Genomic DNA, 12,959 nt, shown 5'->3' with positions numbered 1-12,959 from the left:
CGTTCGCCTCACCATTGTTGTATTATGCGACAATGAGCTCGGTGTTGCCTTCTTTCGGCTCACTATTGTCGCGATTTCCGACTATGAACAAGGTGTTGGCTTCTTTCGGCTCACCATTGTCGCGTTTTACGACATTGAGCATGGTGTCGGCTTCTTTCGGCTCACCATTGTCGCGTTTTGCGACAATGAGCATGGTGTCGGCTTCTTTCGGCTCACCATTGTCGCGTTTTGCGACAATGAGCACGTAATTGGTTTCTTTCGGCTCATTACTGCTTCTATTGCTTCACGCAACGAAACCCCGTATTTCCCGAGGAACTGTCGGGCGTGTTTTTGTTCCTCGCGGCGACCCTGTATCGGTTGCAGTAAGATTTATGGCATAAATAAGAGCCGCCGCGCATCGATTTCATATCGCTAACTTGTCGTCCCCAAGGGTTATCCGCATCGCTGAGTGAATGATATTGACGGTCAAACCAATCCGCGCACCATTCCCATACGTTTCCGGCCATGTTGTACAATCCGTATCCGTTAGGCAAATAGGCTCTTACCGGCGCTGTCCCCTCGTAACCGTCGCTGGCATGGTTCACATCCGGGAACTTCCCTTGCCATATGTTGCAACGATGCTCGCCATTCGGTTTCAATTCGTCCCCCCAGGGATATCTCTTCTGGACCAATCCTCCTCGGGCTGCGTATTCCCATTCAGCCTCCGTCGGCAGACGTTTGCCCGCCCATCGGCAATATGCGGCGGCATCGTTCCAAGTGACATGAACGACCGGATGGTCTCCCCGATCCCCGACATGTGAACCGACACCCTCGGGATGTGCCCAATCCGCCCCCTTAACGGCTAGCCACCATGGCGTATACGGTACGGTCCGGTAGCCTTGTTCCCTGGATCGAGAAGTGACGAACGAATGAAAGACGTAAGACCAGCCGTAGCGTTCCGCCTCCGTCCGATACCCCGTAGCCGCGGTGAACTTCGCGAATTGATCGTTCGTCACTGCAGTAACATCTATATAGAAGGAACGAAGGGTTACTTGCCTTACAGGTCCTTCCCCGTCCTCCGGAAATCCCTCCCGGTCCGAGGTTCCCATCAGGAACGTACCACCCGAGATGAATACCATTCCTTCTTCGTTGTTATCGGATGGTTCTAAACTGTTCGATTCCGTAACCTCCTGGACGACATCGGTCCGGGACTGCGGAATCCGTTCCGCATCGACGGTATCCCTCCTCGCAGCGCAGCACGAAGGGACTTCGATTTTCGTTCGCATATCGTGTCACCTCCTCTTAGAATAAGATAATACCGACCAAACCGGATGCAACGATTACGACTATCGGATGAAGCTTATATTTAAGAATGGCGTAGAGACAACCAATACTAATTAGCAAAGTCATAAGTGTCGACCAAGTGAATAACGTTTCGGAATGAGACAGAAAACCGAAATGTAGAGCTGCATAGATGATCAGCCCGGTAACGATCGGTCTTAGACCGTAGAAGGAAGCTTTCACCTGTCCGTTGCGTTGATAACGCATGCAGAAAGCGACTATGAGAATGACGATGAGTAAGGAAGGCAATACCATACCTATCGTCGCTACGATCGCGCCGGGAAAACCCGCCAGATCGAATCCGATCAATGTCGCGCTGTTGGTTGCGATAGGTCCAGGAGACATGCCCGCCAACGAGACGATCTTCTGAAATTCATGAGCATCGACCCAACCGCGATGGTTCATTTCGCGTTCGATCATCGGAATGACGGCATAACCGCCTCCGAACGAAATAAACCCGATTTTCAAAAATACGAAAAACAACTTGCCCAGCATATCTATCCCCCCGCCCTAGATATAATATTCCGGAAACAACAGCTGCTCGGAAGAAGGAGTCGTCTCTTTTTCCATCCGAACATTCAACCCCATCCGTTCCTTTGCTCCGACGATAAGGATACCGGCTATGACCCCGCTTGCGATGACGTAGATCGGATGAATTGAAGTAAAAATCAGCATTCCGAGGGCAGCGATTACGATGACCGTCGTCGCGACGTCGAAAATCGAAGTTTTGACCATTTTGAAGGCCGCTAACAAAATCAAAGCGATGATCGCTCCGTGAATGCCTTTCAGCGCCGCGGCTATTTTCGGATTGTTCTCGAAATACAGGTAGAACACGCTCAGCAGAAATACGATCGCGAAAGTCGGCAGCGTAATGCCGAGCACCGCCATGCATGCGCCGGCGACGCCGGCTTTGCGATATCCGATGAACACCGCCGAGTTAACGCCGACTCCTCCGGGAGCGGTCCCCGCCACGGACACCAGATCGGAAATATCCTCTTGCCCCAACCATCCCCGTTTCTGCACGACTTCTCTTTCGATGACGGGAATCATGGCATAACCACCGCCGAAGCTCGACGGTCCGATCCTGAAAAATACCCAAAAAATTTGCGCGAGTATGGTCAATTTTGCTCTAAGTTGCGGAATCACTTGATGATCACCTTCCTCATGATGACGCTAAGCACAACGAAGCAACCGCTGGTGCGGTCGCTCGTCATGTTCGTCTATCCCCGCTAATCTTGGAGACCCAATCTTAAGATCTGCTCGGATGGCGCTTTAAGCGTAACTAACGTTTCCTTCAAAGCTTGCCTAAGCTTCGCAACCTGTTCAGGCTCTTGTTCGACTAAATTATTATGCTCGCTAGGATCGACTCTCTTATCGCTTAACCAAGTAGGAGTCGGCCATGAAGCGCAATCAATAACGGCTCTTTTCCCGTCCCGGTAAGGACCTAGATCGTAAGGAATGAATTTGGCCAAACAAGTTCCGTACCAATCGAGCGGCTGATTGTCCGCGTTCGGCGATTGATGCAAGGCCCAGCGGCCGTCGGTGACGGTGACGCTCTTCCCGAACATGCCGCTGATTGCGTAGTCCCGCAAGGGTGCTCGTTCGTCATCGAATACGGGAGTCAAATCCAATCCATGACGATCCGGAGGGCATGCCTTGCCTGTCGCCCGCAGCACGGTCGGATAAATATCGACGAGCTGAGCCAATTGATTCCTTCTCGTCCCTTGTCCTCCATGCGGATAAGCGACGATGAAGGGAATATGGGAGACGGCATCGTATTGATGCGTCTGCAGCTTGCCCGTACGGCCAAGATCTCCGTTATACGTCCCGTGGTCGGTCGTGAAAACAAGCATCGTGTTGCTCCACAGATCGAGCTCGTCCATCTTGTCGAGCAGCTTGCCGAGCCACTTGTCCACGAGCACCACGTTGGCCGCATAGCAAGCTTGCACGTGTCTCAACTGATCCTCTGTCATATGATTGCGCCATTCATCGTATGGAGCCTGCGGAATAAATCGGTCGACGTCATATCCTCTCGGATCGAACATCTTGACGTATTCCTCGGGCGGATCCCACGGCTCATGCGGGTCGAAGCAATCCAAGTGCAGGTAGAAGTCCTTGTGCGTATGATTCGCTTCCAACCACTCCGAGGCTTTATTGAAGATCTGGGCGCAGAAGTAATCTTCCTCGGAATTCCGCGTGAGATGAACGTTGCGGAAATGCCTTTCCAGCTTCGTGACCCGCTCCGAATCGGGGCAAGGAAAGTCGACGGGATCCGTTCTCCAAGCATCCGCTTCGTGTCCGCGGATAAACTCGAAACCGGTATACCCCATATGATAATTGCCAGCCCCCTGTTCCCACATATGAAAATGGTCCGTGATGAAGTAGCTGACGGGATTCCCGTTCTTCAGCTGTTCAGACATGGACTGATTGGGCGGTCCCGATATCTGCCTAGGCAGATCCAGATCGTCTTCCTCAAGAGGCCCCCAACCGCGTTCCAGAAATTCGTAACGCCCCGTGTAGATGTCCCTTCTGGCCGGCATGCAAGGCGTCGATCCGCAATACGCATTGTCGAACACGATACCCTTTTCCGCCAAGCGGTCCATGTTCGGCGTAGGAATGATCCAATCTTGCTGCTCCGCGCTCGTCACTTGATTCAGCGGAAGCCCCCGATGATAAGGACCGCAGTGATCCCTCCTTAACGTGTCGCAGACGATAACGATACTGTTCATGAACAATCACCTCTGTCTTCTAATCTAGGTTGCTCTCGCTTAATTCGATCATCGCGTGAATATGGACTTTCGGAACCGTAAACCGAATTCCGTTCTCCGTTTCTTCCGTCACCAATCGCTCGTTACCGGGACGAACCGTTGCCGAACGAATCCGTTTGTCGTTAATGCGCACCTCAATGTCATGAACCGGCGTAATGTTCTCGATCGGATCGTAGAACGAGCTGGTCTTCTCGCCCGCATGAATGTTCTGAAAATTGATCAAGTGCAGTATTTTGTTGCCGTCCTTCTCCATTAGGTTCGCTTCGACGTGCACGGGTGCGTTCGTTTCAAAATATTTGCCGGTATCGTACTGGTCGAGCAAATTCGTAATGATCCGCCTCACCCAGAAATGATTGCTATTCCAATAAGTGCGGAATACGGGAGCCGCCACGTAGAGAGCGGTACCTTCCCCATAGCGGTTGACGCTGATGCCGGGGAAATCGCTGATCGTTCCCGCCGGAGGCATCGGATGGCGGAAGGCACGATTAACCGCAGGTACGGTAAGCGGCCATTGGATCAAGCTTAACGTCTCGGCCGTAGTTGGAATCGTCTTAATGAACTCCCCTTCGACTAACTGCGGTATCTTGGCGATGCCTTTCCATAACCGTTCGTTCTCCGTAAAATAAGCAAACGGATACGGGGTTCGCTCCAAGTAATGCAAGCCCAGAACCTCGGCCAACCCGAAATCCTTCGTTTCCTTGGAGTAGGTCGCTGCACCTTCGGCCAGCAACAATCCTCCCTTGCGAACGAATGCTTCCAACCGATCGATCGATGTCTTCGATAGCTTAACGTTCTCGGGAAGGACGACGGCCCGATAACCCGTCAGATCGGGGAAATCGTCGTTATAATATATGTCGAATTGATGATGCCCCTCGATCAGCATTTTCGCCGAGACGAACGTCGCCGAATCGTCTTTGTCGTGATACCAATTGCTCGTATTATCCGCGATGACCGCGATTCCGCGAACGCTCTTCGCGCCGATGCAATACGCTTCCCTTTCTTCAATGAAGGAGAACGCTTCGCCGATAATATCGTAGACGCCGCCTTGCAGCGATCCGTCCGGCATCACTTGGTCTCCGATATTAATAATACCGCCGTTGGCCATAATGCAAGCGAACTCGAACTTCAACTGCTCGGCCGTCTTGCAGGACATGAGTCCCCAGCCTTCCGTAAAGCGAACCGTCATGATCTGCACGGGAACGTCCAACGTCCGAATGTGACGAGCTCGGATTGAGTGTCCCAGGAACGAGCCCGTAGCCGACGGCTGCGATTCCCATAACCCGTAATCGCTCGTCGCGTTAACCGATGCCGGTTCGCCCATGCGCCATGCTCCGTTGCAATTGACCAGCACTTCCGGACGGATTTTTTTGATGACGTCGTAGATTTCTTTCATGCACCGCGCGGCGGAATCGATGCCGAAACCGATTACGAGCTCGCGGTTCGTCTTTAGAAGCTCGGGCGTCAGTTCCTGTTCGTGCTCCTCGAGAAACTTCTTTTTGCAATAGTTGCAGAAACAATAGTGATTATGAATGTAAGGAATATCGAATAGATAACCGTCCATCTCGTATTTCTCGGTAATCTCCTTCACCTGCGGGATCACCAATTCTTCGCGGTAAGGACTGTTAATGCAAGGCAGCTCCCATACGGTTCCTTCGCTCCCCCGGACTTTGCCGAACTCGTCGACTTGATACCAATCCGGGTTATTCAGCACGGCATGGGCATCTGTTCCGAGCGAGTAGTACGCGATCACCTTGATGTCGTGTTTCCTCGCTTCCGCTAACACTTCCCCGAAAAAATCTTCCTTTAACCCGCTGTGCTTATGTCCGACCGTATTGTCGTAGAACGCGTTACCGAAGTGGCATTTGGTGAATACGCCGATCACGTTCGCTTTGGCTCTCACGAAATGAGAGACGAACTCCTGCGCGTTAAAATTATTAATCGCGTCGCGCGGAAACTCCGGCATATGAAAATCTATATGAACCTGTCTGATATTCTCGCGAAACCAGTTATCATTCGTAGTCATGATAGGCTCCTTCTCCTCGGGTCTGATATAAGGGAAGGAGGAACAGTCCTGCCGGACGCTCCTCCCGCCTATGATCTTCTTGTTGTTGGTCAATCTTTGCTATTGTTTGGTTCCGTAGCCGTTTTCCTTGTTCCAGCCATTCGTTTTCAATACGGTCGTCATATCCGCTTTAAGCGTCTTCTGCAATTCGGCTTTGTATTTCTCTTCCGTGATCGTTCCTTCCAAGTACAACTGACCGATTTTCACTAGATCCTCGTTCAGCTTCTTGTCGATATGCGCCGCATAGAAGTTAACTAGGATACGGTCGCCCACGAATTGGAAGCCGCTCAGGTTAGCCGGCAAATCGACGTTGGCAAGCGTCGTCGCGACGTACATTTTATTGCCCATGATCGTTGCCACTTCAGGAGAGGATAAATACATGAAGAAGTCCACTGCGGCCTCGTATTTATCGCCCGTTACTTTTTTGGGAATCGCGAACACGAGATCCGGATATCCGCCTAACTCGTAGTTTTTCTCAGCCGCGTTCGGGTTCTGGTCTTTGGTCAAGTAAGGCAAGGCGAACGTGCCGTATTCGAAGTTACGGGCTTTGGAATCTTGAATGGTTTTCAATTCGAAGTTGCCTGCCATCACCATTGCCGCGTCGCCGCGCAGGAACATTTCCTTAGCCGCGTCGCCGTTCATCGCGTTGTAGCCCTTCGCCCAATATTGGGACCATTCTTTCATGATCGGCATATAGCCCGTCCAGTCCGCGGACTCCAGGTTTACCGCGCCCTCGTCGACGGAAGCCGCGATTTCATTCAATTCGAGCTGTCTATTGTTGTTGAAGTCGTAGCTTCTGACTTTCTCGGCCGCGATTTGGTTCGTCATCATGTTAACGGCCCACAGATAGTGGTTATCGCCCGGTTTCGAGTTCGCGAACGCGAACGGCGTTACGCCGGCCGCTTTCAACTTGGATTGGACGTCCAAAAATTCGGTCCAAGTCTTAGGAATAGCCAGGTTATTTTTCTTGAACAGATCTTGATTGTAGAAAACGCGAATGGACAACGTTTGTAGGGTAATGCCGGCAATGCTTCCCGAAGTCGGGTTTTTCATTTCGTTCAAGATGGACGGGGTAAACGTGTCCTTCCAAACCTTGTTGCCCGCATACGGATTCGGTTTGTCGTATTCAGAAGACAGATCGACGATCAAATCTTTATTCAAATCTTCATGAGTCCATGTATAACGGCTTGGAATAATATCAGGAGACGTTCCGCCGATCAAACCCGTCGTTAGCCAAGTTCTGAAAGAATCCCCGTCGTTCGGCGCGTAGTCCAGCTTGATTTTGACATTGTCATGCTTGCTCGTGTATCCGTCGACAATTTCCTGCCACACTTGTTTCGTTTCTTCGTCCTTGGGAGTTTCGACCGCGAACGTCAGATTCACGGACTTGGCTGCGGTTCCAGCCGACGAACCCGAATCCGGATTCGAATTGGAATTTCCCGAAGCGCAACCGCTTAACAATGCAACCCCCATACTCAAGACGAGCCCAGTCGATAACAAAGCGTTCTTTTTCTTAAACATGCAAACCCACCTCTTATTCATGATGTTTTTCTATCCTAACCCTTTACGGCCCCGGAAGTAACTCCGGAAATGAAAGGTTTGGTAGCAACGACGAAAAGCAGTAGCAATGGAATCGAAGAAATAATATAGCCCGCGAGTTTAACCCCGACTCCTTGGTCCATGTTCCCCGTAATCGTGCTGAGCGCGAGAATGACCGGTTTAACGGCATCGCCGTTCGTTGCGACAAGCGGCCAAATATAGTTGTTCCAGCCGGCCAAGAAATTGATGATGGCAACGGTCGCGATAATCGGCAGGGAGAGCGGAATGATGATCTTCATAAAAATTTGCCGCTCTCCCGCGCCTTCCATGTCGGCCGCTTCGATCAGGCTTTTCGGAATTCCCTCGAAAAAGGTTTTCATCAGGAAGGTCGCCATCGCGGCACCGAACGCCATCGGCGGGAAAATCTGGCCCTGGTACGTATTCAACATATCCAGCTTCTGAACGAGCAAAAACTGGGGAATGAGGATCAAGTATCCCGGAATCATCATGAGCGACAAAATAAGGACGAAAAACAATTGCTTACCCGGATAGTTAAACCTAACGAAAGAATAGGCAGCTAACGATGAGATCAAGATGACCCCGACGACGATCCCCGAAGAGATCAGCACCGTATTGCCGATGAAAGGTCCGATTTGCTTGAAAGCTACCGAATAGTTGTCGAAATGAAGCGGAAACGAGATGCCCCAGAAATTATGAATCGCTTGTTGCGTGTACTTGACCGAGCTGACAATGAGCATATAAAACGGGAAAAGCGTCAACGCTAGCAAGAGAGCTAGAGAACCGTAATGGGGCAATGCCAATAGCTTCCTGTTCATATCATTTTCACCTTCTTAATCGATTTTATCTGTGTTTTTAACGAACTTATTGTTAATCAAAGTCAGTAGCAGCAAAATAATGAACAGAACGAGTCCGATCGCGGACGCATAACCCATCTCGCTATAGGAGAAACCCTTCGTGTAGAGGTACAACGCCGGAGAAATCGTCGTATCCCCCGGTCCTCCGTTCGTTAATACGAGAATGTTCTCGAAGCTTTGAATTTGCTGGATGATCGTGAGGACCATGACTAGCTTGACTTGGCTGCGCACGAGCGGCAGCTCCAAACGAAGAAATCGCTGCCACGCGTTCATTCCGTCCAGCTTCGCGACTTCGAACAGCTCGCTTGATATCGACATCAGGCCGGCTAAGTACAACAGGAACGTAATTCCGCCGATCCAAGGGAAGTTCACGAAGATGATGGACCAAATTGCCGTTTTGCTTTCTCCTAACCAAGCGTGGGTCCAAGAATCGAGTCCGATCGCTTCGAGGAATTGGTTAAGCACGCCGTATTCTCCCGCGAAGATCCACTGCCAAGTCAGATAAATAACGATGCTTGGAATAACCAACGGGATGACGAACCATACCTTGAGCATGTTTTGCAGCTTCATATTTTTAACATGGAAGACGAGAACCGCGGCAATGAGCGGCACCGTCAGTTGAATGAGCATCCCGCTTACCGTGAAAATCCCGATGTTCTTCAATGACGCGTAGAACGTATCGTCATGAAATAATCGAACGAAATTGTCTAAACCGATGAATTCTTTGACGTTCGCTCCGTTCCAATCGTAGAACGACATCTTCACCGCGTTGAAGAACGGAATATATTTGAAGGTCCCGAGAACGATGAATATGGGAATGAGGAAAGCGTATCCTTTCCAATGCTTGCGGAGAAAACCTGCTGTATTTGTCATGTCGTGCCCTCCAATCGATACTCTAAACTGTAAATGAAACCGCTTTAGCAGTATAGGATGCGATCTTTTTTCATGAGGGGGGACATTTTTTTGCGAGAAAAGGCTTGCTCGTTCTTTCTTGAAAAGTTGTGATATACTAGTCCGTAATTTTAAGGGCTTGATGCAACCAAGACAAAGGATGAGGACAGATGAAAGTACTTGTAGTGGACGATCAAAGGTTATCGCGGGCCGGGATCATCAAGATGATCGATTGGGATCGTCTTGGATTGCAGTTGGCGGGAGAGTGCGCTAACGGGCATGAAGCGCTGGAAGCGATGAGCGAGTTGGAGGTCGACGTCGTCATTACGGACGTGAGAATGCCCGTCTTGGACGGACTTCAGCTCATCGAGAAAGCGAAGGAATTGTATCCCCATGTCGCTTTTCTCGTCATTAGCGGGTTCGACGACTATGCTTACGTGCGTAAATCCATTCAGCTTTCCGTGGCGGATTATTTGCTTAAGCCCGTGGACAAGCTTGAACTCAACGAGCTGATGAAGGAATTGATCGAGAAAACCCAAGACGCCAGAAATAAAGCGGCCGTGCAACTATACAAAACCCGAGAACAATTTTTTCGTCTCTTGCTTGAAGGCGCTTACGACGAGGAAGAGCTCATGCTGGAGGATTGGTCCGACATTCGTCTCCCGGAAGGAGAAGATAGCTTCGTTGCTTCGATGTTCGAATGCGAGGTGGACAGAAGGGAACTATTCGGACAATTTCGATTTCTGGCTAACCGATGCGAAATTTTCTTGCTGAGGACGAGGGACAATGCTTATACGCTTATCACAGCGGGTCCGACGGAATACATGGAAGAGCTCCTCGCTCTCCTTCGAACGATGTTTTCCGATCGGAGCGTCTATCGGCTGGCTGGTATCGGAACAATCGTTAGCGGGATAGGTCGGCTGAGAGAGTCAGTAGCCAAAGCCTATGAGGGATACACTCTACAGGCCAGCCTACCTGAAGGAGCGGCGCCGCCGCCATTGGATTACGACGATGCGGATATAACGGGCTCTATTAATATTCCCTTGAACACGGCATGGGAGCGGGAATGGTTCATCTTGATGAACCAAGGGAACCGTTCGGCGATCTTGGACAAGCTTAACGATCTTTGCCATTACCGATCCTCATCGACAATGAGCCAGGACTGGATCGACAGCATCTTCCCTTATGTTTTGCTTAGGGGAGCCAAGGAGTTATTCGAAGCCGGTTTAACGAACGAACAAGATTACCTTGAAGCATTCCGAGTTGCGAAAAAGCTCCCTCACGTAGCCGAAATACTGTCCAAACGGGACATCGTAGCCGATTATTTCAATCGTTGCCTCGATACCGAACCGCAAGCGCAAGCCGAGAAAATCAAGGATGCCATGGAGAAAGCCCAAGCGTTCGTCGACGCCAATTTCAACCAACCGATCAATCTAACCGACCTTGCGCTTACCTCTTACATGAGCCCCGGTTATTTCAGCACATTATTCCGGCAGCATACCGGTCGAAACTTTCTGGAATATTTGACTCAACTGAGAATGGAGCACGCGAAACGGCTGATCGACGGCAATCCGAACGGAAAAATCGGGGATATCGCGATTCAATGCGGGTATCAAGATCTCAAGCATTTCCGCAAACTGTTCAAACGCTATACCGGTGTTACCCCTCTCCAGTACAAGGAGGATGCAGCCCTTGATTAAGAGCAAGCTGGCTAGCTGGAATAGCAGCTTGCAGAACAAGCTGCTATTCTCCTATTCCTTAGTCATACTCATCCCGTTGTTAATTCTTGGCAGTATTTTGTACATGACGACCATTAGCGTAACGCAATCCCAGACGCAAGAAAATCGACTGCTGGAGATGAAGCTGCTGTCGCAGAACCTGCAGGAATATTTCAACTCCCTCGAACTCTATAGTCGGGTCATCTATACGGGAGAAATTCAGCAATTGCTGAATAAAGGGTTGCCGACCGATATCATCGAACAGACCCGCTGGAAGTCCAGCTTGTTCCAACAGTTTGCCGAGTGGTACGGCTATATGGGAATCAAGAGCGAAATCCATAACGTGACGATCGTCACGAAGGACGGGACGATGATCCAGAGAGACCCGCTCTATATCGGAGAATCATTCGCCGATCAAGCTTGGTATAAACAAACGTTAGCCCTGCAGGGGGAAGTCCAAGTTGCGGGTCCCTTCAAGCGCTCGTACTTTATTCCTTCATCCTCCGCATCTCCGTATACGTTTTCTCTGGTCAGGAAAATCAACAATACGACGGGCAATGCGAATCTTGGCGGAATCGTCATCGATATTAGCGTTATGGACATCTATAGGCTGCTAAGCGGTTTGAAGTTGACCGACGTCATTATCCTGAACGGGGACAACCAAATCGTCTACAGCAGCGCTATCGAACGAATCGGGTTGGAATGGGCGGAGGGTGAAAACATAAACGGAAATTCGTCGGGGTGGATGGATATCGAGGGTAAGCGCATGTTCGTCAGCTCCACCTATTCGGACGCCACGGGTTGGCGGTTCGTTACCCTCGATCCACTAAGCAGCATTCAAAGCAATTCCAACAAATACCGGGATATCACGATCGGTATCGGATTCTTTGCCCTGATCATCGCCCTTGTCATCTCGAATTTCGTATCCAGGCGGATCACTCAACCGATCAGGAATCTTCAGCAGAAAATGAAAAAGGTGCAAGCCGGCGATTTCAACATCCAGCTGGACGTGCGGAGCACGGACGAAGTCGGCCAATTAACTCAGAGCTTCAACCGGATGACCGAAGAAATCCATACGCTCGTTCATGATGTATACAAGTCGGAGATTATTCGAAAGGAAGCGCAGCTTAAGGCGCTCCATTCGCAGATCAACCCGCATTTCTTATACAACACGCTCGATTCCATGAATGCGATCGCCGTCATCGAAGAGGTTCCCTTGCTTTCCCGAATGGCTAAAATGTTATCCGAAATGTTTCGTTACAGCATCTCGTCCGGCGAGCAAGTGGTGCAGTTGCGCGAGGAATTGAAGCAGGTCATCCGATATGTGGAAATCCAACAAATTCGCTACGATGATAAATTCAGCCTGCTCGTGTCCATCCCGGAGCATCTGCTCGCCTACCGGATTCCGAAGTTGACGTTGCAGCCCATCGTCGAAAACGCGATTTACCACGGATTAGAAATGATACCCGGCGAAGGTCGTATTGAGATTTCCGGCTACGAGAAGGACGAATATACGATTATCGAAGTATCGGACAACGGTCAGGGCATTAAGCCGAATGAACTGGCGGATATTGAGCAACACTTGCGGCTTCGCGAAACCACATCCGTCTCGGAACATATCGGACTGGCCAACGTTCAGGAAAGAATCGAACTGCATTACGGTGCGGATTTTGGAATTTCTCTGAAAAGCGAACATGGCAAAGGGACTACGGTCACTTACAGGCTTCCGAAATTCGAAAAAGACACAACCTCGTGAGAGCAGCTCCTGCTGCTTTCCGGATTGTGT

The 12,959-nt window shown here is 50.4% G+C and carries 11 protein-coding genes; 2 read left to right on the top strand and 9 right to left on the bottom strand.

The window, feature by feature from the left end:
- Positions 1–22: 22 nt before the first annotated feature.
- The 9 genes from L3D05_RS05835 to L3D05_RS05795 form a co-directional block, all read right to left on the bottom strand.
- Positions 23–244, bottom strand: coding sequence for a hypothetical protein (locus L3D05_RS05835; RefSeq protein ID WP_239615071.1), 222 nt, complete (start codon positions 242–244; stop codon positions 23–25).
- Between the two features lie 31 nt (positions 245–275).
- Positions 276–1,265, bottom strand: a complete 990-nt coding sequence (locus L3D05_RS05830; protein WP_239615070.1) for a formylglycine-generating enzyme family protein — start codon at positions 1,263–1,265, stop codon at positions 276–278.
- A gap of 16 nt (positions 1,266–1,281) precedes the next feature.
- Positions 1,282–1,815 carry a chromate transporter gene (locus tag L3D05_RS05825; RefSeq protein ID WP_239615069.1) on the bottom strand — a complete coding sequence of 178 codons (534 nt, stop codon included), beginning with the start codon at positions 1,813–1,815 and terminating at the stop codon, positions 1,282–1,284.
- A gap of 15 nt (positions 1,816–1,830) precedes the next feature.
- Complete coding sequence (locus L3D05_RS05820) at positions 1,831–2,466, bottom strand: chromate transporter (RefSeq protein ID WP_239615068.1); 636 nt, start codon at positions 2,464–2,466, stop codon at positions 1,831–1,833.
- Positions 2,467–2,549: 83 nt separating this feature from the next.
- Positions 2,550–4,049: a sulfatase family protein gene (locus L3D05_RS05815; protein WP_239615067.1), complete on the bottom strand. Its 1,500-nt coding sequence runs from the start codon at positions 4,047–4,049 to the stop codon at positions 2,550–2,552.
- A gap of 19 nt (positions 4,050–4,068) precedes the next feature.
- Entirely contained in the window at positions 4,069–6,111 is a 2,043-nt protein-coding gene (locus L3D05_RS05810) for an alpha-L-fucosidase (RefSeq protein ID WP_239615066.1), read from the bottom strand.
- A 99-nt stretch (positions 6,112–6,210) separates the two neighbouring features.
- Positions 6,211–7,671 carry an ABC transporter substrate-binding protein gene (locus L3D05_RS05805; protein ID WP_239615065.1) on the bottom strand — a complete coding sequence of 487 codons (1,461 nt, stop codon included), beginning with the start codon at positions 7,669–7,671 and terminating at the stop codon, positions 6,211–6,213.
- Positions 7,672–7,706: 35 nt separating this feature from the next.
- Positions 7,707–8,525 (bottom strand): carbohydrate ABC transporter permease, encoded by an 819-nt coding sequence (locus tag L3D05_RS05800; protein WP_239615064.1) that lies wholly within the window; start codon positions 8,523–8,525, stop codon positions 7,707–7,709.
- Between the two features lie 15 nt (positions 8,526–8,540).
- Positions 8,541–9,437 carry a carbohydrate ABC transporter permease gene (locus tag L3D05_RS05795; RefSeq protein ID WP_239615063.1) on the bottom strand — a complete coding sequence of 299 codons (897 nt, stop codon included), beginning with the start codon at positions 9,435–9,437 and terminating at the stop codon, positions 8,541–8,543.
- Between the two features lie 188 nt (positions 9,438–9,625).
- On the opposite strand from L3D05_RS05795, the gene L3D05_RS05790 reads away from it, so the two are divergent.
- Entirely contained in the window at positions 9,626–11,155 is a 1,530-nt protein-coding gene (locus tag L3D05_RS05790) for a response regulator (RefSeq protein ID WP_239615062.1), read from the top strand.
- On the top strand, positions 11,148–12,929 hold the full coding sequence (locus L3D05_RS05785) for a sensor histidine kinase (protein ID WP_239615061.1): 1,782 nt from the start codon (positions 11,148–11,150) through the stop codon (positions 12,927–12,929). The genes L3D05_RS05790 and L3D05_RS05785 overlap by 8 nt, the downstream gene beginning before the upstream one ends.
- Positions 12,930–12,959 lie beyond the last annotated feature (30 nt).

Origin of the sequence: Cohnella mopanensis, from assembly GCF_022352055.1 — a bacterium.
GTDB classification, from domain to species: Bacteria; Bacillota; Bacilli; order Paenibacillales; family Paenibacillaceae; genus Cohnella; species Cohnella mopanensis.
The sequence above is the reverse complement of the archived record's forward strand: the minus strand, read 5'-3'. Positions and strand labels throughout refer to the sequence as shown.